The organism is Sphaerisporangium dianthi (genome assembly GCF_042654065.1).
In the GTDB taxonomy this organism is placed as follows: domain Bacteria; phylum Actinomycetota; class Actinomycetes; order Streptosporangiales; family Streptosporangiaceae; genus Sphaerisporangium; species Sphaerisporangium dianthi.
In genome coordinates this window covers 105,931-126,070 of the sequence record NZ_JBHSFP010000026.1, presented here as the reverse complement: position 1 = coordinate 126,070, position 20,140 = coordinate 105,931, and the positions used below count along the sequence as shown (strand labels likewise).

At 70.3% G+C, this 20,140-nt stretch carries 22 protein-coding genes; 11 read left to right on the top strand and 11 right to left on the bottom strand.

Features of this window, described 5'->3' with window-relative positions; genetic code table 11:
• Positions 1–70 precede the first annotated feature (70 nt).
• Positions 71–1,483, top strand: a complete 1,413-nt coding sequence (locus ACFO60_RS29715) for an MFS transporter (RefSeq protein WP_380846620.1) — start codon at positions 71–73, stop codon at positions 1,481–1,483.
• Positions 1,484–1,548: 65 nt separating this feature from the next.
• Here ACFO60_RS29715 and ACFO60_RS29710 read toward each other — a convergent pair whose 3' ends face one another.
• From ACFO60_RS29710 to ACFO60_RS29700, 3 genes are all read right to left on the bottom strand, one after another.
• Positions 1,549–2,856, bottom strand: a complete 1,308-nt coding sequence (locus tag ACFO60_RS29710; protein ID WP_380846617.1) for an FAD-dependent oxidoreductase — start codon at positions 2,854–2,856, stop codon at positions 1,549–1,551.
• A gap of 11 nt (positions 2,857–2,867) precedes the next feature.
• The gene (locus tag ACFO60_RS29705; protein WP_380846614.1) at positions 2,868–3,482 is read right to left on the bottom strand and encodes a PadR family transcriptional regulator; all 615 of its coding nucleotides are present in this window, start codon (positions 3,480–3,482) and stop codon (positions 2,868–2,870) included.
• 319 nt (positions 3,483–3,801) lie between these two features.
• Positions 3,802–4,239, bottom strand: a complete 438-nt coding sequence (locus tag ACFO60_RS29700; protein ID WP_380846611.1) for a MerR family transcriptional regulator — start codon at positions 4,237–4,239, stop codon at positions 3,802–3,804.
• A gap of 27 nt (positions 4,240–4,266) precedes the next feature.
• Here ACFO60_RS29700 and ACFO60_RS29695 point away from each other — a divergent pair, with 27 nt between their 5' ends.
• The 5 genes from ACFO60_RS29695 (at position 4,267) to ACFO60_RS29675 (ending at position 7,566) form a co-directional block, all read left to right on the top strand.
• Entirely contained in the window at positions 4,267–4,455 is a 189-nt protein-coding gene (locus ACFO60_RS29695; protein ID WP_380846608.1) for a hypothetical protein, read from the top strand.
• Positions 4,449–5,138, top strand: a complete 690-nt coding sequence (locus ACFO60_RS29690) for a siderophore-interacting protein (protein WP_380846605.1) — start codon at positions 4,449–4,451, stop codon at positions 5,136–5,138. Before ACFO60_RS29695 ends, ACFO60_RS29690 begins: the two co-directional genes overlap by 7 nt.
• 86 nt (positions 5,139–5,224) lie before the next feature.
• Complete coding sequence (locus ACFO60_RS29685; RefSeq protein WP_380846602.1) at positions 5,225–5,815, top strand: DUF402 domain-containing protein; 591 nt, start codon at positions 5,225–5,227, stop codon at positions 5,813–5,815.
• 63 nt (positions 5,816–5,878) lie between these two features.
• On the top strand, positions 5,879–6,994 hold the full coding sequence (locus ACFO60_RS29680; RefSeq protein ID WP_380846599.1) for a MerR family transcriptional regulator: 1,116 nt from the start codon (positions 5,879–5,881) through the stop codon (positions 6,992–6,994).
• Between the two features lie 374 nt (positions 6,995–7,368).
• Positions 7,369–7,566 carry a hypothetical protein gene (locus tag ACFO60_RS29675; RefSeq protein WP_380846596.1) on the top strand — a complete coding sequence of 66 codons (198 nt, stop codon included), beginning with the start codon at positions 7,369–7,371 and terminating at the stop codon, positions 7,564–7,566.
• 141 nt (positions 7,567–7,707) lie between these two features.
• Here ACFO60_RS29675 and ACFO60_RS29670 read toward each other — a convergent pair whose 3' ends face one another.
• Positions 7,708–8,340, bottom strand: coding sequence for a TetR/AcrR family transcriptional regulator C-terminal domain-containing protein (locus ACFO60_RS29670; protein ID WP_380846593.1), 633 nt, complete (start codon positions 8,338–8,340; stop codon positions 7,708–7,710).
• Between the two features lie 83 nt (positions 8,341–8,423).
• Between ACFO60_RS29670 and ACFO60_RS29665 the strand changes: the two genes are divergently transcribed.
• Together ACFO60_RS29665 and ACFO60_RS29660 are read left to right on the top strand one after the other, a co-directional pair.
• Positions 8,424–8,672, top strand: a complete 249-nt coding sequence (locus ACFO60_RS29665) for a hypothetical protein (RefSeq protein ID WP_380846590.1) — start codon at positions 8,424–8,426, stop codon at positions 8,670–8,672.
• On the top strand, positions 8,669–9,628 hold the full coding sequence (locus ACFO60_RS29660) for a quinone oxidoreductase family protein (protein ID WP_380846587.1): 960 nt from the start codon (positions 8,669–8,671) through the stop codon (positions 9,626–9,628). The genes ACFO60_RS29665 and ACFO60_RS29660 overlap by 4 nt, the downstream gene beginning before the upstream one ends.
• Here the strand turns inward: ACFO60_RS29660 and ACFO60_RS29655 are convergent.
• From ACFO60_RS29655 to ACFO60_RS29640, 4 genes are all read right to left on the bottom strand, one after another.
• Positions 9,597–9,833 carry a hypothetical protein gene (locus ACFO60_RS29655; protein ID WP_380846584.1) on the bottom strand — a complete coding sequence of 79 codons (237 nt, stop codon included), beginning with the start codon at positions 9,831–9,833 and terminating at the stop codon, positions 9,597–9,599. The two genes, ACFO60_RS29660 and ACFO60_RS29655, sit on opposite strands and share 32 nt — an antisense overlap.
• Positions 9,834–9,912: 79 nt before the next feature.
• Positions 9,913–10,266 carry a multicopper oxidase domain-containing protein gene (locus ACFO60_RS29650; protein WP_380846581.1) on the bottom strand — a complete coding sequence of 118 codons (354 nt, stop codon included), beginning with the start codon at positions 10,264–10,266 and terminating at the stop codon, positions 9,913–9,915.
• 37 nt (positions 10,267–10,303) lie between these two features.
• The gene (locus ACFO60_RS29645) at positions 10,304–10,726 is read right to left on the bottom strand and encodes a hypothetical protein (RefSeq protein WP_380846578.1); all 423 of its coding nucleotides are present in this window, start codon (positions 10,724–10,726) and stop codon (positions 10,304–10,306) included.
• An 11-nt stretch (positions 10,727–10,737) separates the two neighbouring features.
• A complete protein-coding gene (locus tag ACFO60_RS29640; protein ID WP_380846575.1) occupies positions 10,738–11,703 on the bottom strand; it encodes an oxidoreductase in 966 nt (321 codons plus the stop codon).
• Between the two features lie 86 nt (positions 11,704–11,789).
• On the opposite strand from ACFO60_RS29640, the gene ACFO60_RS29635 reads away from it, so the two are divergent.
• Complete coding sequence (locus ACFO60_RS29635; protein WP_380846572.1) at positions 11,790–12,374, top strand: TetR/AcrR family transcriptional regulator; 585 nt, start codon at positions 11,790–11,792, stop codon at positions 12,372–12,374.
• 298 nt (positions 12,375–12,672) lie between these two features.
• On the opposite strand, the gene ACFO60_RS29630 is transcribed toward ACFO60_RS29635, so the two are convergent.
• Positions 12,673–13,005: an MmyB family transcriptional regulator gene (locus ACFO60_RS29630; protein WP_380846569.1), complete on the bottom strand. Its 333-nt coding sequence runs from the start codon at positions 13,003–13,005 to the stop codon at positions 12,673–12,675.
• Positions 13,002–13,508, bottom strand: a complete 507-nt coding sequence (locus tag ACFO60_RS29625) for a helix-turn-helix domain-containing protein (protein ID WP_380846566.1) — start codon at positions 13,506–13,508, stop codon at positions 13,002–13,004. The genes ACFO60_RS29630 and ACFO60_RS29625 overlap by 4 nt, the downstream gene beginning before the upstream one ends.
• Before the next feature lie 165 nt (positions 13,509–13,673).
• On the opposite strand from ACFO60_RS29625, the gene ACFO60_RS29620 reads away from it, so the two are divergent.
• Positions 13,674–14,693 carry an aldo/keto reductase gene (locus ACFO60_RS29620; RefSeq protein WP_380846563.1) on the top strand — a complete coding sequence of 340 codons (1,020 nt, stop codon included), beginning with the start codon at positions 13,674–13,676 and terminating at the stop codon, positions 14,691–14,693.
• 597 nt (positions 14,694–15,290) lie between these two features.
• Entirely contained in the window at positions 15,291–17,711 is a 2,421-nt protein-coding gene (locus ACFO60_RS29615) for a PQQ-dependent sugar dehydrogenase (RefSeq protein WP_380846560.1), read from the top strand.
• Between the two features lie 387 nt (positions 17,712–18,098).
• On the opposite strand, the gene ACFO60_RS29610 is transcribed toward ACFO60_RS29615, so the two are convergent.
• Positions 18,099–19,844, bottom strand: coding sequence for a PQQ-dependent sugar dehydrogenase (locus tag ACFO60_RS29610; protein ID WP_380846557.1), 1,746 nt, complete (start codon positions 19,842–19,844; stop codon positions 18,099–18,101).
• Positions 19,845–20,140 lie beyond the last annotated feature (296 nt).

Sequence of the window (20,140 nt, the reverse complement as noted above, 5' to 3'; positions counted from 1 at the left end):
CATGCACGAGACCCGCGACCTGTCCCGCGCCGTCGTCAAGACGCCCCCGTTTCCCCGGAGAGACAACCCCATGCCCAGCAAGTCCACCCGCCTCATCTTCGCGGTCCTCGCGAGCGGGGCGGGCGTGTTCTCCATGCTGCAGTCACTGATCGCGCCGGCTCTGCCGACTATTCAACACACACTGCACACCTCCCAATCCACCGCCACCTGGGTAATGACGGCCTACCTGCTGTCCGCCTCGGTGTGCACCCCGATCATCGGCCGGGTCGGCGACCTGGCCGGCAAGAAGCGCACCCTCGTCGCAGTCCTGCTGACCGTCCTCGCTGGCTGTCTGCTCGCCGCCCTCGCTCCGAACGTCGGCGTCTTGATCATCGCCCGCATCATTCAGGGCGCCGGAGGCGCGGTGTTCCCACTGTCCTTCGGCATCATCCGCGACCAGTTCGAACCCGGCAGGGTCAGCGGCAGCATCAGCAACCTGTCCGCCGTGATCGCCGTCGGCGGCGGCGTCGGCATAGTCGCTGCCGGTCCCATCGTGGCCGGGCTCGACTACCGCTGGCTGTTCTGGTTTCCCGTCGTCATCGTCGCCGTCACCGCCCTGCTAGCCCTGCGCTATGTCCCCGAGTCGCCCCGACGGGCGAAGGGACGGGTCAGCTGGTCCGGCGCGGTGCTGCTGTCCGGATGGCTGGTCGCGCTGCTCCTGCCGGTCAGCCGCGGCAGCCGGTGGGGCTGGAGCTCCGCTGCTGTGATCGCGCTGTTCGCCGCGGCCGTCGTGCTCTTCGCCCTGTGGCTGTTCGCGGAGTCCCACTCCCGCAGCCCGCTGATCGACCTGCGCATCATGCGCGTGCGGTCCGTGTGGACCACGAACGCCGCCGCTCTGCTGTTCGGCGCAGGCCTGTCTTCGGTCTGGTCGTTCCTGCCCGGCTTCGTACAGACACCCCGCTCCGCCGGCTACGGATTCGGCGCCGGCGTCACCACGTCCGGACTGCTCATGCTGCCCATGCTGATCGCGATGTTCGTCGCCGGTGTGGTCAGCGGACGCCTGGAACCCAAGGTCGGCGCCAAACGCCTGCTGATTTCGGGGGCCGTCTCCGCCGCGGTCGCCTGCGCCATCCTCGCCCTGTGGCACACCCAGCAGTGGCAGATCGCCGTCGCGGCGGGCGTTTTCGGCCTCGGCGTCGGTCTCGCCTTCGCATCCATGGCCAACCTCATCGTCGGCGGCGTACCTGCCGAGCAGACCGGCGCCGCGACCGGCATGAACGCCAACCTCCGCTCCATCGGCGGCGCCATCGGAACCGCGATCACCAGCCTCCTGGTCACCAGCCACCTCCAGCCCTCCGGCCTGCCGTACGACTCCAGCTACACCCGCAGCTTCTCCGCGCTGACCCTCCTCCTGCTCGGAGCCGCCCTCGCCGCCGCCCTCGTCCCGGCTCGCAAAGCCGTCCGTACGCCCCACCTCCAGCCGACTCCCGCCGCCGCAGAGTAAACGGGGTGTGGACGCGACGCCCGAGCGCCTGCCGGACCTGGGGCCGCGAACAGGGCCCGGCGGACTCAGCGCTCGCCGAACACCGCGCGGCCGAGGGGCGGGACGGCCCCGCACGCGCGGAAGAACCATCGGGTGGTCGATCGCTTCAGCGCGCTTCGGGTGATCGCGGCTTCGGTGTTGCGCACGACCTCGCGGACCGTCTCGAACCCGTGGCGCAGCATGTCCGCCTCATAGGCGCGCAGTGCCTGCCGTAACGGCTGCTCGCCGCGGTCGGCCGCGGTGAGCGCGGCGCAGAGCCGGTGCGCGTCGCGCAGCGCCGCGTTGCCGCCGAGCCCGCCGACCGGGGGCATCTGGTGTACGGCGTCTCCGAGCCCGGTGACGTTGCCGCTCTCCCACGGGTCGAGCGGTTGCGCGGCGCTGAACCCGGTCTGGTAGAGGGTGTCGGTGGTCGAGGCGGCGAGCAGGCGGCGCAGGTCGGGATGCCACCCGGTCGTCCGCCCGGCCAGCAGCTCCCGCACCGCGGCCGGGTCGCTCTGAGCCTTGGAGGTGAAGCTCGCCGGAAGTGAGTCACGGTGCATGATGAACGCCCACAGGATGTAGTCGTCGTCCTGCGAGTCCGCAAGCAGGTGCTCCGGGTCGAGCCCGAGCGCGCGCACCTGGTCGCCGAGCCTGGCGATGATCGCCGCGGGGTTCTCGCGCCTGCGGAAGATCGCGGTGAACAGGAAGTCCTGTCGCGGCCAGAAGACGTTCATGCCGGCGAGTAACCGTTCCGGCAGCCATCGGCGGTTCTCCTCGGTGAGGAACAGCTTGCCGGCGAAGGCCATCGTCGGCAGTGCGGTGCGGGCGGCCGCCGGTTGGAACTGCGCCCACACCCGCGAGCCGGCTCCGTCGGCCGCGACGAGCACGTCGGCGGTCGCGGTGGTGCCGTCGGTGAACTTCGCCGTGACCGTCCCGTCGTCCGCCCGGGCGAAGCCGGTGAACTCCTTGCCGAACCGGACGACGTCGTCCAGGCCGGCCAGCAGCAGTTTGCGCAGCGTGACGCGGCTGACCGCGTGCCGGCTGGTCGTGGGGTCGAGCGGGTCATGATCTGGGCGGTCCTGGCCGATGAGGACGAGCGGCCGCATCCGCTGGTCGAGGAAGCCGATGCCGGGCCCTGGGTCGCCCGCCGTGGCCACCAGCACCTCCCACAGGGCGGGTGGCAGGCAGTCATGCAGGGCGACGCTCCCGGTCGGCTCGATGTTCAGCCGGAAACCCTGGAGCCGCGAGTCGGCCGTGCGGTCCCGTTCGTACACGGTGACGCTCACGCCGGCTCGCTTCAGGCCCTGCGCCAGGCAGAGCCCGCCGATCCCGCCGCCGATCACGGCGACGTCCAAACGCCGAGACATCATTGATTCCCGCTTTCTTGTAAGGGCGCGCCGCCGGGCGAGCCCGTGCCGTCAGGTCGCTCAGCCGTGTCCGCGAGCTCCGCGAGCTCCGCGAGCTCCGCCAGCAGGCGGTCGTGCCAGGTCAGCTCCGTCTCGAGCCGCATCAGGGTGTAGTCGAAGGCGGTGGCCTCGAGCCTGGTCAGGTACGGCTCGGCCTCGGCCCGCAGGTTGCGCCAGAAGTCGAGCTGCGCGGCGTAGGAGTCGCGCCGCTGCCGGACGGCCGTGCGCAGCTCGTCGGAGCCGATCTCGCCGCCGTGCAGGAGCACCAGCTGGATCGGATCCGGCCGGAGTCTCGTGTCGGCGAGGACCGACCTGATCAGCGAGACCAGATCGGCCCGGCCCTTGTCGGTGATTCCGTACACCGTCCGGGCGGGGAGGTTGCCTTCCTGCTCCGTGCGGACCACCTCGACGACGCCCTCGTCGGCCATCCGGCGCAGCGCGCCGTACAGCGATCCGGGCTTGATGTCCGCCCACAGTTCCACCCGGTCGAGTTGCGCCGCGGCACGGATCTTGTGCCCGTGCATGGGACCGCCGTCGGCCAGAGCACCGAGAATGAAGAGGCGCGTTGCTCGCATGTGAGTACTCAAACACGACTACCATCCCGAGCGCAAGAGCGAGTACTCAAACAGGAGTACTCCTAAGCCCGGTCACGCCCACGGCAGACGTAGACGTCGTCCTTGCCGGCCAGGTGGGTGGCCGGCGTGAGCCGGCGGCGCGAGCGCCGGGGGCTCAGGCCGCCCCATCCCGGACGCCGGCACCCGCCACAGCTCTTACCGAACCCTCGCTGCGGGTCGGGCATGCGCGATCACGACCGGATGGACGCACGTTTCCTCGGTATCGCCGATCTGGCCGAACCTCCGTCCGTGGCGGTCGTGGTCGACGTCATGCGTGCTTTCAGGGCCGGGTGACCGTCATGCCGTTGGAGACCTGATCGGGCGCGGGTGGAATCCGGGCCGTGATCTGGCTGCGAGCATGCCCGCACTCGGCGAAGGTGTGCGGGCAGGCGAGCGCGTGTTCGATCAGTTTCTTGGCCGTTCGCGCTTGTGAGATGCGCCGCTCGAGCTCTTCGACGTGGCGGCGCAGCAGGTCCCGTTGGTCCATCGGGCTGGCTGTGGACAGCAGCGCACGCAGCTCGCCCAGCGTGAAACCGGCTTCCTTGCCCATCAAGATCAGTGCCACGCGCTCGAGGTCGGCCCACCCGTAGAAGCGCCGACCGTCCGCGCGCCGCCCGGGCTCCAGCAACCGCATGCTCTCCCAGTGCCGGAGCACGTGCGTGGCCAGTCCGAACCGTTGTGCCAGCTCGCCGATGGCCAGCTCCTCGCTTGACTTCATGTGTACATTAACCGGCACGCTGACAGCATGATCAAGCCATCGATCGCGGTCACCCGCGTCGTCAACTCCTGCGTGCCGCTGGAGCCGGACGGCAAAGCCGCACCTACCGATCCCTGGTTCACCGACGGCACCGCCTCGGACGCGGCGCGGCCGGCCGGCCCGGACCTTCTCGTGAGGGACCTGCCGGCCGGTGAGCGGTGGGAGTCGCCATGCTGAACCTGTTCCGACGTGGGACGGTCACGCACATCGAGCCGATCGCCGAGCGCATGCGCCATATCCGCATCTCCGGTCCTCAACTGCGTGAGCTGGGCTGGGTGCCCGGCACGCACATCCGTCTGCGGGTCGGCGACCCCCGCCGGCCTCGCTCGTTCCTGCAAGGCTTCCTGCGCACCTACTCGATCTGGGACTATTCGCCGGAGGGGCATCTCGACGTGTGCGTGCTTGACCACCCCAACGCAGGGCCGGGGGCGTTGTGGGCACGCCGGGCGCGTATCGGTGACGCCGCGGCCTTCATGGGTCCGGAGGGCAGACTGGTGCTGCGCGAGGGTGCGCCGTACCACCTGTTCGTCGGAGACGAGACCGCGGCCGTCGCGTTCGGCGCGATGATGCGCGCGCTGCCGTCATCGGCCGTCGTGCACGGCGTCATCTTGGTCGGCGGGCCGGGCGGCCGGCTTCCCGTTGTCCGAAGCGATCGGCTGACATGGATCCACCGGCCGGACGAACTGCCGGCCGGGGTTCGCTCGCTGGACCTGCCCGACGAGCCGGGTGTCGCCTACGTCGCCGGTGAGGCGCGCACCGGCCAGGCCGTGCGGGGCCATCTGGTGGGGGAGCGTGGCTGGTCGCGCCGGGACGTCGTGGTGAAAGCGTTCTGGGCGCCGGGACGGCGCGGCATGGACTGACCGTCATGATTCCCTCACACCGTTTCACGGGTCGCGTTCAGGGGCGTGCCGCCTCAACTTCGCTCAAGCCTTCAAGGGGGCCACACATGCCGGACGAACCTCGCAGTCGTCAGCAGAGTCACGAGGTGACCGCGACTCCGCTCCTCGAGAACGTCTGGGTCTTTCACCGAACAGGTCAGCGGTGCCCCGGCCGCCGGATCGGAGAGGTCGTCGCCTACGACGCACAGCTCTTGCCCGAGTACCAGGTGGCCGGCCGGCCGACCATCGATCGCAGCTTCCTCCTGCTCGATCAAGGTATCCAGTTGACCAGGCCCGTCGTGTTCGAAGGCCCGGTGGAGGGTTGGTGGTACGTCGACCTGGTCGAGATCGAACCGACCGAGGCTGGACTCGTCGTCCATGATCTGTACGTTGACTTCCTGGTGCCGCCTGGTGCTGACCGCTACCACGTCCTGGACCTCGACGAGCTCGCCGGCGCCCTTTCCCAGGGGCGAATCACGGCCGCCCAGTGCGCCACGGTCCTCGGCAGAACGCAGGACTTCATCGACCGTCACCTGCGTGCGAACGAGGAAGGCTCCGTTGATCCTCCGCACCGGTTTCCCCCGGCCGGCATCGCAGCGCTCGAGTCGCTTCCCTGCTTCTTCGGACAGCCACCGGGGACCGGCGTGCTCCAGAACTGACGGACATCGTCGCCACCCGGGGCTCTTGACCCTCACGTGGCGTCAGGCCGCATAGTCGGTGCCGTGGAGGATCACTGGACCGTGGGACACGTGGCCGGGCTGGCCGGCGTGAGCGTCCGCACGCTGCATCACTATGACGAGATCAGGCTCGTTCAGCCGTCGGCGCGCACCGCGGCCGGATACCGGGCCTATTCGGCGGGCGACGTGGAGCGGCTGCGGGAGGTGCTGGCCTATCGGCGGCTGGGCTTCGGGTTGCGGGAGGTCGCCGAACTGGTCGGCGACCCGTCCACCGACGCGGTCGCGCACCTGCGCCGGCTGCGCGGCCTGCTGCTGGAGCGGCGTGATCGCGCTGAGGCCATGGTGGCGGCCATCGACAGGGAACTTGAGGCACGGGCGAAGGGACTGAGGGTGACACCAGAGGAGCAACTGGAGATGCTCGGCGCACGGCTGTACGACGCGATCGGCGGCGCTTACACCACGACCCGGCGCACCGAGCCGCGGATCGCCGCGCAGATCTGGGACGCGCTCGGGGACGCGCGGACGGTGCTGAACGTCGGGGCCGGCACCGGCTCCTACGAGCCCGCTGATCGCGACGTGACCGCGGTGGAGCCATCGGCGGTCATGCGGGCGCAGCGGCCCGCCGGCTCGGCGCCGTGCGTGGCCGCCGCCGCGGAGAACCTGCCGTTCCAGGACCGGTCCTTCCACGTCGCGATGGCCGTCTCCACCGTTCACCACTGGGAGGACCCGATAGCGGGGCTGCGCGAGATGCGGCGCGTGGCCCGCCGCGTGGTGGTGCTCACGTTCGACACCGACGAGCCCGGATGGCAGGACCGGTTCTGGCTCACCCGCGACTACCTGCCCGAGTTCGCCGCCGTTCTCGCGAATTTCCCCTCACTTGCCGGGATGGCCGACGCGATCGGCGCCCGCGCCGAGCCGGTGCCCATCCCGTGGGACTGCGCCGATGGCCTGTTCGAGGCGTACTGGCGCCGGCCGGGAGCGTATCTGGAGGATCACGTGCGTCGTGCGATGTCGGTGTGGGCGAAGGTCGGGCCGGAGGCCGAGCGGCGGGCGGTGCTAAGTCTCAGCGACGACCTCGACTCCGGCCGGTGGGCCGAGCGCAACAGCGACCTCACCGGCCTCGACGCGGCAGATCTCGGCCTCCGCCTGCTCATAGCTTGAAGGGCCGGTAGGTCGTGCTCAGCGGCACATCGCGTCGATGAGATCGGAGAAATACGGGAACTCCGCCTGTGCGGCGGTCACGATCTGGGTGGGCGCACGGCGGCGGCCGGGCGCGTGCCTCTCGGCGATCGCGTGGAACGCCTCATTCGGCTGCGTGGGGGAGTCGGGGTCCGAAGCCGACCTGGGCCACCTCGGCCAAGGCGGTGGGCGATGCGAGATCGTCAGAACTGTCCGCCACCCCGAAATACTGAACGATCACTGAAGGCCGCTGGAGGCGTGTCGGCGAGAGTCGTGGGTCCACGGCGGGTCTTCGGCGCAGTTTCGGAACTCACAACGGCTCCGGTCTTTCGCTCGTCGGCATCCCGATCGGCGTCGTGTTCCAGCGGTACGCCCTGCACGCCATAGCGCACGCCGCCCAGATCGTCATCCCGGACCACATGCTCGACCTCTACCCTGTGCCGATCGTGGTCCTGCTCGTCCTGGCGGGCGCCGTGATCGCGGCAGTGGGTGCCTTCCTTCCGTCGCGCTCAGCGGCCCGTCTCACCATCGCGGACGCCCTCCGCACCGAGTGATCGACCAGACGGACGACCCGGCCCAGGTGCGCGCCGACACGCTGATCACCCTGCTTTCGAAGATCGTGCGGTCTGTCCGGGCGGCCGCGAGTCCCTCGCCCGGGCAGACTCGGCTCACTCGCCTGCGGAGCGGCTGACCGGTCAGGACGTGGGGCCGGGCTGCGCGGCGGGACCATGGATGATCTGTTCCAGACAATCGCGGAACAGGTCGTCGACGCTGTGGCCGGCTTGGAAGTACTCGGCCACACCGGCCATCACGGTGGGGTACGCCGTGGCGTACGCGGCCATGTCGAAGCCGTCCAGGGCGTCCGCGTCGGGGCGGCCGGCCTGTTCCTCCAGAACGTAGCCGACGGTGAAGCGCAACACCGTCAACACGATCAGGCGAGCCTGCCGCAAGGGAATGCCCCGCCCGACCAGCGTGCTCATCGCCAGTTCGGAGATGGCGGCCATCTTGAGGGACAGCTGGGAGGCCGCGATGATCCGGGCTCCGTCCGGATGGGCGAGCAACGCGCGCCGCAGCCGCCCGGCCAGGCCGATCAGCCAGTCCTGCCAGCGCTCCTCCGGCTCAGGCGACGCCGGCTCGGGGAACTGCTGCTCGAGAATCGCCTCGGCGATCGCGGTGACCAACGCCGCCTTGTTCGGGATGTGCCAGTAAAGGGTCGGCGACTGTACGCCGAGCCGGGCGGCCAGTTTGCGCGTGGTCACGCCGTCGAGACCCTCGGCGTCCAGTAGCGCGACGGCCTCGGTGACGATCCGCTGCTTGTCCAAAGCCAATTTTCCGGCACCTCCCTTCCGGACTCTATCAGTGGTAGAGTCCTCTATCAGTGATAGAGAGTCATGCGCCAAAGGAGACGACGATGAGACACCGGCACTCACTCCGCGACCTGCTGCACTGGGGGACCCATCGCATTCCGGGGATTCCCGCGCACACCGAGCAGCCGGCCGGGCACCAGGGCCAGGCCCGCCGCGGCCATGGGCGACGGCACTCGCCCACGCACCACCGTTCGCACCACCACGGGTTCGACCACTCTGCGGCCCGTCCGCCTCGCGTCCTGGTGGCGTGGCAGACGCGGATCGCCCGCCTGTTCGGTCAGGAGGTGGGATGAAGGCGGCGGTGCTCCACGAGATCGGCGGCGTCCCGCGCTATGAGGACTTCCCCGATCCGGTGGCCGGCGACGGCGAGGTGGTCATCGACGTCAAGGCGGTCGCCGTCGAGAACGTCGACAAGGCGATCGCGGCCGGCACGCACTACGCCAGCGAGAAGTACATCGGCCGGTTTCCGGCGATCCCTGCCTTCGACGGCATCGGCGCCCTCCCGGACGGCACGCTCGTCGGATTCGGCGACATCCGCCTGCCCTACGGCGCGCTCGCCGAGAAGACCGTGGTTCCCCAGGGCTCCTACATGCCGATCCCCGACGGCATCGACCCGGTCGTGGTGGCCGTGATGGCCTCGGCCGTCACCGCGATGTCGATGAAGACGGCCGCGGGGTTCGTGCCCGGGGAGACGGTGCTGGTGCAGGGCGCCACCGGGGTCGCCGGGCGGCTCGCGGTCAAGGTGGCCCGGTTGCTGGGCGCCGGCCGCATCATCGCCACCGGACGCGACGACGACCAGCTGCGCGAGGTGGAGGCCATCGGGGCCGACACGGTGATCAACACCGCGGTCTCCGACGAGGCGCTGACGCAGGCGTACCTCGACGCCAGGGGGGACGGCTACGACGTCGTCGTGGACTACCTGTGGGGCAGGCCCAGCGAGATCCTGCTGCGCGCGCTGGTGCCGCGGTCGTTCGCGTTCGGCAAGCCGACCCGGGTGGTCCAGATCGGCGAATCGGCCGACACCGAGATCGCCCTCGCCGGGTCGAGCCTGCGCACCTCCGGCGTCGAGATCTACGGCGCGGCCAAGGGCCTCGACCCGCAGACCATGGGCGAGGTGTACCAGCAGATCGTGACGTGGACGCGGTCCGGCGAGCTCACCTTCGACGTGGAGAAGGTCCCGCTGAGCGACATCGAGACCGCCTGGCGGCGAACCGACCTCAAGGGCAGGCGACTCGTCGTGACGCCCTGACCCGGCCCGTGCCCACGGCACACCAGCGATGATCACCGGTCAGGGTCCCCGCGCAGGCGGCGGCCGGCACATCCGTGCGCGTCAGCGGGAGCACGCTGTTCATCGTCGGCACGTCCAGCAGCGAGATCGTCAACATCAGGGTGTTCCAGGGCAAGATCACCGTTGACTCCACGTACGGGGCGTCGGCGGGTTCGACGTCTGCCACGCCGGGACCGAGAGCGGCTGCGAGGCCTGACGAAGGAACACGCGAACCACAACACTCAGGCCGCGCCAGAGGCTCTCGGTCATCGGGTGGTGAAGTTGGCCATCATGGCCATGTCCTCGTGTTCCAGGTTCTGGCAGTGGAAGACGTACTTGCCGGGATAACCGTCGAATCTGATCGCGATCGCTGCTTCTTCCGAAGCCCGTAGGTCGATGGTGTCCTTCCATCCGGCGTCGAACGCCCCGGGGCCGCCGATGCCTCGGGAGAGCACCTGGAAGGGGCTGAGATGGAGGTGCACGGGGTGATGGAAGTCCGCGATGAGCCGCCAGACCTCGACGGTTCCGAGCTTCGGCGCGGCGGCGATGTCGCTGGGGGACGGCGGCCGCCTCAGTGACGCACGTGGCCCTCTCTGCCAGGGCGAAGAGGCAAACGACACCGACCCGCGCGCAGAGCACGGGAGGGTCCGCGACGGGTCAGACTCCTTCCTTCGACGGGACGGCTGGTGCGGCCGTGCCGGTGGCGGCGCGGGCGATGAACAGGTGCGCCAGAAGAGCGGTCAGGAGCACGAGGTGGGCGGCGATGCCTCCCCAGCTGCCGGCGCTGATCGTCTTGTCGAGGATGGCGAGGGTGTCGAGCGCCGCCAGGGCCGCGTTGAGCAGGGCGTTGGCCAGCACCGTCCCGGTGGTGGGCCGTGCGCCGGTCGACCAGTTGGCGACGGCGAAGGCGATGAGGATCACGCCGACGGTGCGTGTGGCGAAGACGTCGAACGGCGTCATGGGCTGCCCGAGCCCGGAGGCGGCGGCCTGTGGGGCGAGGAGGGAGGCCAGGCCGAGCAGCCCGAGGTAGACCGCGGAGATCCGCAGCCAGAGGCGGGCGCTCATGAGACGCGCGGTCATGAGTCGGGCGGTCATGGGACGGGCGGCGTGTCGACGCCGGTCGCCGCGAGGTCGTAGCGTATGCCGGTGAGACGTTCGGACTCCTGCCACAGCCGTCGCTGCAGGCCGGCGTCGTGCGACTGGGGCGTGGAGCGCACCAGCACAGGGTGGCGGCCGGTGAACTCGCCCCAGCCGTCGGGGCCGTAGTAGTCGCCGCCGCGGGCGCGGGGGTCGGTGGCGGCGCGCAGGGTGGGCAGAGCGCCGGCGTCCTCGTCCTGGATGAGCCAGGAGAACAGCATCCGGGTGCGGGGGTGGATGACGAACCGGTAGTGCCACGGGCTGTGGCGCATGAGGCGGGTACGGGCGGCGCCGGGGTGGGCGGCCACGGCGATCGTGCCGGCGCCGGCGCCGGCCAGGCGGCGCTGCAGCTCGTAGGTGAACAGCAGGTTGGCCAGCTTGGACTGCGCGTAGGCGTTCATCGGGTGGTAGCGGCGCTCGGCCTGCAGGTCGTCGAAGTCGATGGTGCCCCGCCGGTGGGCGTTGCTGCTGATCGTGACGATCCTCGAGCCGGGGGTGCCCAGCAGCCGGTCCAGCAGCAGTCCGGTGAGGGCGAAGTGGCCGAGATGGTTGACGCCGAACTGGGATTCGAAGCCGTCGGCGGTCTTGCCGTACGGGGGCATCATGAGCCCCGCATTGTTGATCAGCAGGTCCAGGCGGGCGTACCGGTCGCGGACGGCCTCGGCCGCAGCGCGGATCGAGGCCAGCGACGCCAGGTCGAGGCCGAGCGTCGCGATCTCGCCTGGCGGGGCGGCGCTCCTCAGCCGTTTCGCCGCCTCGCTCATCTTGGCCTCGTCGCGGCAGGCCAGCACAACGGTCGCGCCGCGCTCGGCGAGCAGTTTGGCCGCCTCGAAGCCGACGCCGGAGTTGGCGCCCGTGATCAGGGCGACGCGGCCGCGCTGGTCGCCCACGTCGGCGGTGGTCCAGGCAGGGTCGGACATGCGGATACCTCCTATAATCGGGATGGTCGTCCCGCTTGAGAAGATACGGGACGGCCATCCCGGTTGTCGAGTGGGAAGGTGGCCGCATGCGCGCCGACGCTGAGCGCAACCGCAAGCTGGTGCTCAAGGCCGCCATGGAGGCGTTCGCCGGCGAAGGGCTGTCGGTGCCCGTGGCCGAGATCGCCCGCCGCGCCGGCGTCGGCACCGGCACCGTCAGCCGCCACTTCCCCACCAAGGAGTCCCTGTACGAGGCGATCGTGCTGGAACGCGTCATCCAGATCGTCGAGCGGGCCACCCACCTGGCCGCCACCCGCGATCCCGGTGCCGCGTTCTTCGGCTTCTTCGCCTACATGGTCGGCCAAGCCGTCGCCGACCGCGGCCTGGCCGAGGCGCTCAGCGGCGACGGGTTCGACATCCAGACGGCGGCCTCCGGCACTGAGCACGACCTCGACGAGGTCGAGCGCGACCTGCTCACGCGCGCGCAGCAGGCGGGCGCGGTCCGCCCGGACGTCACCATCGCCGACGTGAAAGCTCTCATCGTCGGCTGCCTCGCCCGTGAACGCCACGCCCTCGACCCGCAGGCCCGCGAACGCATGATCGCCATAGCCTCCGCCGGCCTGCGCGCCACCGCCCCCCACCCCACTTGCTCCGACTCGGCGGACGCCCACTGACTTCCGTCATCCCCGACGGGACCCGCCCCCCTGCGGGCACCACGGCTCTTCCGGCAGCGCGTCGCTGGACGGCGCGCCTGCTCGCCGGCCGTCAGTCGCTCGGCTTTCTCGTGCAGGGCCTGAATGAGCACGAGCTTCGCAATCCCGGTTTAGGCGGGCTCGATGATCGCCTATCGTTGGCTCGCCTGCTGTCGGCCGTGTAGAGGCATCGGTCCCGACCTGCGGACCTGCCGGTGGCGACGCTCTCCCATCATGTGTCCGTTCCGGCGCCCGCCAAGCCCGGACGCGCCGACGCCCGTCAGACCTGGACGCCGACGACCTCCAGTAGCCGCAGCCGCTCGGCGGTCTCGCCACCCTCCGCCACGGTGAAGGCCATGATCCGCAGATCGGTGCCGAGCGCCGCGAGGATGTCGCAGTCGAGGGTGAGTTCGCCGATGCTCGCGTGCCGGACCGTCTTGGTCAGGGGCTCGTGCACACCTACCACGCCGGAGCCCCACAGCGCCGCGAAGTCACCGCTCCGGGCACGGAGCTCATCGATCAGTGCGGCCAGTCCGGCATCCTTCGGATAGCGAGCCGACGCCGCTCTCAGGTCGGACACGAAAGCCGCCCGGTGACCCGTCTTCCGGCTCACCGCCTAGGGGGGTATCCGGCGGGCGGTTCCACGAAGGACCACCACACCGCATTCCTCCCGAAGCCGCGTGACGCGGGCGGGTTGCCGAACAGCGCGGCCCACAACCGGTTCCACGTGATGAGGTTCCACGCGGCGTCGTACACGCTCAGGGGTGTGCCGGTCAGCCGATCCAGCAGGCGCTGGACGCCTGCCGGCACATGGTCGGAAATCTGCCCGGGGCCCGGCACCGCCTGACCGGCGAGCACGAAGAGGTGCTCACGCTCCGCCGTCGTCAGCCGCAACGCCCGAGCCAGCGCGGACAGTACGTGGAGGGACGGATTCGTCGACCTCCCCTGTTCGAGCCGCACGATGTAGTCGGCGGACAAGCCGGCGAGCAGGGCGAGCTCCTCACGCCGTAGTCCTGGCGCGCGCCGGCGTCCGTCGTCCGGCAGGCCGGCCTCGGCCGGTTTCGTGCGATCCCGCCAGGCGTGCAAGGCCCTGCCAAGATCCGTGGATCCGGTCATCTCCCCAGTATGGGCAGTCGGCCGCGTCCCGTCGTGGTACTCCGGGTCCACTGGCTGCGGCGGGTACTGGTTGATGCCCGCGGGTCCGCGGAAGGTGGATGTACCGGCCGACGGGCGGTGGCCGGCGGGGACCCACTCGCCGGTCGGGACCGAAGGAGCACGTTCATGAAGTATCGCAAGCTCGGACGGACCGGGATCAAGGTCAGCCCCTACGCGCTCGGCACGTTGATGTTCGCAAGCCAGATGGGCAACGACCCGGACGAGTCGGTCCGGATCATCCACAAGGCGATAGACGCCGGGATCAACCTCATCGATACCGCCGACCGCTACGCCGACTCCGAGGACATCGTCGGAAAGGCCCTCAAGGGCCGCCGCGACGAGGTGGTCCTGGCCACCAAGGTCGGCCTGCCCATGGGCGAGGGCGTCAACAAGCAGGGTGCCTCCCGCCGCTGGATCACCACCGCCGTCGAGAACTCCCTGCGCCGGCTCGGCACCGACCACATCGACATCTATCAGCTCCAGCGGCCCGACCCGGACACCGACCTGGAGGAGACCCTTTCCGTTCTGACCGACCTCGTCAGGACCGGCAAGGTGCGCGTGATCGGTTCCTCGACGACGCCCGCCTCGATGATCGTCCAGGCCCAGTGGGCCGCCGAACGCGCCGGGCTGCAGCGGCTCCGCACCGAGCAGCCGCCGTACTCGATCCTGAACCGCGGCATCGAACGGGAGGTTCTGCCGCTGGCGCAGGAGTACGGCATGGGCGTCATGGTGTGGGGTCCATTCGGCCAGGGCCTGCTGACCGGCCGGGTGCGCAAGGGCGGTGAGAACGACCTCAAACGCGTCCGGTTCTCCCGCCACCTCACCGACGAGCGCCGCATCGACGTCGTCGAACAGCTCACCCCGCTCGCCGAGGAGGCCGGCCTGCCCATGACCCACCTGGCCATGGCGTTCGCCATCGCCCACCCGGGCGTCACCGCCGCGCTCCTCGGCCCGCGCACCATGGAACACCTCGACGACCTTCTGGCCGGGGCCGACGTGGAGCTGTCCGACGACATCCTCGACCGGATCGACAAGATCGTCCCGCCGGGCACCGAGGTCAGCGCGCTCGACCAGGAGTACAAGCCCCCGGCATTGCTCGACCCCGCTCTCCGGCGTCGTCCCGCCGGGCTCCGGTCGGCGGCCTGAGCCCGGAGGCCAGGCGGCGGTCTGCCCGGGGAGGTGGTCCGGCCCTGGCACACCGCAGGCGGGTGCACGAGGCGAGGCCCGCCGCGCGCAGGGCCGACGCGATGGCATTACCTGTCACACCGGATCGGGAGAGGGAAGGGACGCCCCGTGCCCGTCGTCGCGTTCCCCGGTCCCCCGCCGGCCCGGCGGCCATCACCCGTCGGCGGCGTTATGCGCATGCGCTCGATCTTCGAAATGAACCCCTCGCGAGTCGGCGTCCACGTCCCATTTGTGAGTGAAACTTACAGACCACGCGCCCCGCGTTCACCCTCTTCCCCGCCTTTGTGGAAGCCTTCGCGATCCGTCGTCCGCCTCGGAACCCCTGGTGCGGAGCCCGCGCCTTACTTTGCTGTGCCAGAGGTCCGATCCGTCATCGCCCAGAACCGCTCACAGCCCGCTTGACACTCAGAAATGTCCACTTAACCTCCGGTGTCTGATCGCGATATCCGTCGAGGCAATAGAGGCGACAGCCCTCTGCGAGCGAACACACATACGGCAGTTGCGCGACGGCGCGCGTCATGCCTGGCTGAACGCTGCCTCTCAGAGAGGAAAATGCCCATGTTCCGACGTCCGTGGCTGACGACGCTGGCCGCGCTGGCGCTTGTCGCCCCCGCGACCCTGGCGGTCGCCGCCCCCGCGGCCGACGCGGCGGCCATCCCGGCCGCCGACTACCAGCAGATCGCCCTGGCGACCGGCAGTGCGGAACTCGGCGAGGCGATGTCGCTGGCGGTCATGCCCAACCGGTCGGTCCTGCACACGGCCCGCGACGGCACACTGCGGGTCACCGACGCAAGCGGAAACACCAAGGTGGCGGGCAAGCTCAGCGTCTACACCCACGACGAGGAGGGTCTGCAGGGCGTCGCGGTGGATCCAGGTTTCGCGACGAACCGGTACATCTGGCTGTACTACTCGCCGCGGCTGTCCACCGCGAGCGGCGACGCCCCCGCCACCGGCACCCAGGCCCAGTTCGACGCGTGGAAGGGGCATCTGAACCTGTCCCGGTTCACCTTGAAGTCGGACGACACCCTGGACCTGACCAGCGAGAAGGTCGTGCTGGAGGTGGAGACCGACCGCGGGTTCTGCTGCCATGTGGGCGGTGACATCGACTTCGACGCCCAGGGCAACCTGTACCTGTCCACCGGCGACGACAGCAACCCGTTCGCGTCCGACAGCTACTCTCCGCTGGACGAGCGCACCAACCGCAACCCGAGCTACGACGCGCAGCGGTCGGCTGGCAACGCCAACGACCTGCGCGGCAAGGTGCTGCGCATCAAGCCGCAGGCGGACGGGACGTACACGGTCCCGAGCGGCAACCTGTTCGCGCCCGGCACGGCCGGGACCCGGCCCGAGATCTACGCGATGGGGTTCCGCAACCCGTTCCGGATCACCGTGGACAAGCCCACCGGCATCGTCTACCTGGGCGACTACGGCCCCGACGCGGCGACCACCGATCCCAACCGCGGCCCGGTCGGGCAGGTGGAGTTCAACCGGATCACCGCCGCGGGCAACTACGGCTGGCCGTACTGCACGGGGACCAACACGACCGCCGAGAGCTACAACGAGTGGACCTTCCCCAGCGGTCCCTCCCTGGGGAAGTACGACTGCGCGAACGGGCCGACCAACAACTCCTTCCGTAACACGGGCGTGGCGACGCTGCCTCCGGCGAAGCCGAGCTGGATCAAGTACGGCGACGGCTCGGGCACGCCGTCGGAGTTCGGCAGCGGCTCCGAATCGCCGATGGGCGGCCCGGTCTACCGCTACGACCCGAACCTCAACTCCAGCGTCAAGTTCCCGCAGTCGCTGAACGGGCGATACTTCGCCGGTGAGTACGGCCGTCGCTGGATCAAGGCGATCGAGGTCAAGAGCGACGGCGGCTACGGTGAGATCTCGGCGTTCCCCTGGTCGGGCACGCAGGTGATGGACATGGCCTTCGGCCCCGACGGCGCGTTGTACGTGCTGGACTACGGCACCGGAAGCAACAACCAGGCGCTCTATCGCATCGAGTACATCGGCGGGGCCAACCGCAACCCGATCGCCAAGGCCGCCGCCGACAAGACCTCCGGCGCCGCCCCGCTGACCGTGAACTTCTCCTCGTCCGGCAGCTCCGACCCCGAGGGCGGTGCGCTGACCTACTCGTGGAGCTTCGGCGACGGCACCACCTCGACATCCGCCAACCCGAGCAAGACCTACACCACGAACGGCACCTACACCGCCACGCTCACCGTGAAGGACCCTCAAGGGCTGACCGGGAGCGCGAGCGTGATCGTGAACGTGGGCAACACCGCGCCGTCGGTCACCCTCGCGCAGCCGGTCGACGGCGCGTTGTTCGCCTTCGGCGACACTGTTCCCTTCCAGGTGACCGGAAGCGACGCCGAGGACGGCGCCCTCGACTGCTCGAAGGTCACGGTCACCTACTTCCTCGGCCACGACAGCCACAGCCACCAGATCACCGAGAAGACCGGCTGCAGCGGGACCCTCACCGTGCCGTCCGACGGTGAGCACGACGCCGCGGCCAACCTCTACGGCCTCTTCGTGGCGTCCTACACCGACAGTGGCGGCCTGACCACCACCAGCACCCGCACCCTGCAGCCGCGGCACCGTCAGGCCGAGCACTTCGGCGCCCAGCAGGGCGTGCAGACGGCCAGCCGCACCAGCGCCGAGGGCGCCAGGACCGTGAGCTCCATCAACAGCGGCGACTGGATCTCCTTCCGGCCGTACTCGCTGTCGGGTGCCACCAGGTTCACCGCACGAGTGTCCTCCGCCGGGACCGGAGGCCGGATCGAGGTGCGGGCCGGCTCGGCGACCGGCACGCTGCTGGGCACGGCGACCGTGCCGGTGACCGGGAACTGGAACACCTTCACCAACGCCACCGCCACCATCTCCGGCGCACCGGCCGGAACGACGACGCTGTACCTGGTCTTCCGCGGCACGACCGGCTGGGGCTCCACGTTCGAGTTCGACGCCTTCACCATCACCTGACGACCATGCCCACACGGCTCCCGGCGGCGCGCGCCACGTTCGCCGGGAGCCGGAGCCCCCGGCAGCCCCCCTCAGGATGGAGAACCGATCGGTCGGCTCGTCGTCGGGCTTGTCGTGCGGCCGAGTGGGAGCGGCAGGAACCCGCCGGCGGCGGCGAGCCCGTCACGGTCGGCTTGCCACGCCGCAGCGACCTTGTCGGCGCCCCACCCGCCGTAGAACGCTGAGAACCGGCCGGGCCACCAGATGGCGACGTCGTCGCCGGTGGTGCCGTCGTCTTCGCGGTCCGACGATTCGACCTTGACCGGGTTGATGTCGTCGAACGCGGGGGCGGTCGCGGCCGGGTCCAGGGCCGCCCGTCCGGTCCGCCTTGATCCCGTGGCCGAGGCGTCATCTGGCCGTGCAGGTGATGGGTGACGGAGCCGTGACAGCGCCGCCGGACCAGCCGACCGCGAATGACACCGTCACCGCACTGCCTGGCAGCAGTACGCCGCTCTGGGTGATGGTCACCGTGGCTCCTGGCGGGTTGTAGCCGTTCCACTGCAGGTAGCTCAGCCCGTTGGGAACCTTGAAGGTGACGGTCCACGAGGTGATGGGCAACGTTCCCGTGTTGCGCACCGTCAGTTCGCCCCAGGAGGCCGTCGTCCACTGGAGAAAGAACCGGATCGTCGCTTCGCAGGAGCGAGTACCCGTGGACGGCGAAGGGCTGGGCGACGGCGACGGCGAGGGGCTGGGCGACGGCGACGGGCTGGGCGACGGCGACGGCGACGGGCTGGGCGACGGCGACGGCGACGGGCTGGGCGACGGCGACGGGCTGGGCGTTGGCGAGGGGCACGGTGAAGGGCTGGGCGACGGTGAAGGGCTAGGTGACGGTGAAGGGCTGGGCGACGGCGAAGGGCTGGGTGTCGGTGACGGTGAAGGGCTGGGCGACGGCGACGGGCTGGGCGAAGGTGACGGGCTGGGTGAAGGGGAGGGGCACGGCGAGGGGCCGCCCGGCGCCGAGGGTGACGGGCTGGCCGACGGGGAGCCCCCCGGGCCGGATGGTGAGGGCCACGGGCCGGATGGGCCGACGGGCGGGATCCGGATGATCAAGTCGTCGCCGGGGCCCGCCGTCCCCCTGCCGTCGCGGTTGCTCGTCGCCACCCAGAGCCAGCCGTCCGGACCGACCGCCACGGTGCGCAGCCGGCCCGGCTTTTCCCGCAGCTCGGCCACCGGAGTGCCCACCCTGTTGCCGCCGCTGACCGGCACCGTCCACAGACGCTTGCCGGCGAGTGCCGCGGCGAAGAGCGTGCTGTTGGCGTACGCCAGGCCGCTGGGGGACGCCTCGCTATCGCTCCAGGTCACCAGGGGGTTCACGTAGCTCGGGTTGCCGCACATGCCCTCGCAGGCGGGCCAGCCGTAGTTGAGACCCGGCCGGATGTAGTTGATCTCGTCTGTGGAGTTCTGACCGAGTTCCGTGGCGTACAGCAGGCCGGCCTCGTCCCAGGCGAGCCCCTGAACATTGCTGTGGCCGTAGCTGTAGACCGGTGAGCCGGAGAACGGGTTGTCCGTGGGGACCGCGCCGTCGCGGGTGATGCGCAGGATCTTGCCGCCGAGGCTCGAGCTCTGGGCGTACGCGGGGTAGCCTGCGTCCCCCGTGGCCACGTACAGCATGCCGTCGGGGCCGAACGCGATGCGCCCGCCGTTGCGGAACTGGCCCCGGGGGATGCCGGCGAGGATCACCTGCTGGGTCTGCGGAGCGCTGAGCCGGAACCGGACCACCCGGTTGTCGGAGACGGAGCTGATGTACGCGTAGACCAACTGGTCCTGCGCGAACGCGGGGGAGAGCGCGATGCCGAGCAGGCCCCCCTCACCTGCGGGGTACACGTTCGGGACCGCGGCCACCTGTACGGGCGAAGAGCCGGGATACACCCGCGCGATGGTCGCGGTGTCGCGTTCGGAGACGAGGGCGCTGCCGTCGGGGAGGAAAGCCATGCCCCAGGGCACCCGCAGCCCCACAGTAGCGACCTGTGCCCGGGTGAAGTCGAACCCGCCCGTCTCCGCGCCCGCGGCGGCAGGCCGGGTCACGACGAGCGCCGTGGCGGCGATCGCGGCGCAAAGGACGATGGAGAGTGCCGAGTACAGGTGCTTGGGCATCACACGCTCCGGGGCGGGATGGGGGCTACCGGCTCGTCTCCATCGAAAGCGCCGGCCGCGCCTGGGGCAATAATCGGGCGGGCACCCGCTCGCCGATCTGCGCGTACGCCGCCGGCCGCGCCCCGGGACGGGAAACTTTCACGACCCGGCGCGAGGCGCCATGGGGCGGCGGGCCGCCGACGGCGGGGTCGGCGGGTCTCTGGCAAGGCAGGTGCGGGCCCGGGTCCCGTTCGAACCCGCCGTCGCGGGGGTGAGAGCCGACGGCGGCGTGACCATCCGGGAAAGGCGACGCCTTT

What these genes read in the sequence shown, in the direction of transcription:
- ACFO60_RS29610 (WP_380846557.1), bottom strand. Translation starts at nt 19,844, where the DNA reads ATGCCCAAGCACCTGTACTCGGCACTCTCCATCGTCCTTTGCGCCGCG.
- ACFO60_RS29635 (WP_380846572.1), top strand. Translation starts at nt 11,790, where the DNA reads ATGCGCGCCGACGCTGAGCGCAACCGCAAGCTGGTGCTCAAGGCCGCC.
- ACFO60_RS29640 (WP_380846575.1), bottom strand. Translation starts at nt 11,703, where the DNA reads ATGTCCGACCCTGCCTGGACCACCGCCGACGTGGGCGACCAGCGCGGC.
- ACFO60_RS29665 (WP_380846590.1), top strand. Translation starts at nt 8,424, where the DNA reads ATGAGACACCGGCACTCACTCCGCGACCTGCTGCACTGGGGGACCCAT.
- ACFO60_RS29645 (WP_380846578.1), bottom strand. Translation starts at nt 10,726, where the DNA reads ATGACCGCGCGTCTCATGAGCGCCCGCCTCTGGCTGCGGATCTCCGCG.
- ACFO60_RS29705 (WP_380846614.1), bottom strand. Translation starts at nt 3,482, where the DNA reads ATGCGAGCAACGCGCCTCTTCATTCTCGGTGCTCTGGCCGACGGCGGT.
- ACFO60_RS29615 (WP_380846560.1), top strand. Translation starts at nt 15,291, where the DNA reads ATGTTCCGACGTCCGTGGCTGACGACGCTGGCCGCGCTGGCGCTTGTC.
- ACFO60_RS29625 (WP_380846566.1), bottom strand. Translation starts at nt 13,508, where the DNA reads ATGACCGGATCCACGGATCTTGGCAGGGCCTTGCACGCCTGGCGGGAT.
- ACFO60_RS29685 (WP_380846602.1), top strand. Translation starts at nt 5,225, where the DNA reads ATGCCGGACGAACCTCGCAGTCGTCAGCAGAGTCACGAGGTGACCGCG.
- ACFO60_RS29695 (WP_380846608.1), top strand. Translation starts at nt 4,267, where the DNA reads ATGATCAAGCCATCGATCGCGGTCACCCGCGTCGTCAACTCCTGCGTG.
- ACFO60_RS29700 (WP_380846611.1), bottom strand. Translation starts at nt 4,239, where the DNA reads ATGAAGTCAAGCGAGGAGCTGGCCATCGGCGAGCTGGCACAACGGTTC.
- ACFO60_RS29715 (WP_380846620.1), top strand. Translation starts at nt 71, where the DNA reads ATGCCCAGCAAGTCCACCCGCCTCATCTTCGCGGTCCTCGCGAGCGGG.
- ACFO60_RS29690 (WP_380846605.1), top strand. Translation starts at nt 4,449, where the DNA reads ATGCTGAACCTGTTCCGACGTGGGACGGTCACGCACATCGAGCCGATC.
- ACFO60_RS29620 (WP_380846563.1), top strand. Translation starts at nt 13,674, where the DNA reads ATGAAGTATCGCAAGCTCGGACGGACCGGGATCAAGGTCAGCCCCTAC.
- ACFO60_RS29660 (WP_380846587.1), top strand. Translation starts at nt 8,669, where the DNA reads ATGAAGGCGGCGGTGCTCCACGAGATCGGCGGCGTCCCGCGCTATGAG.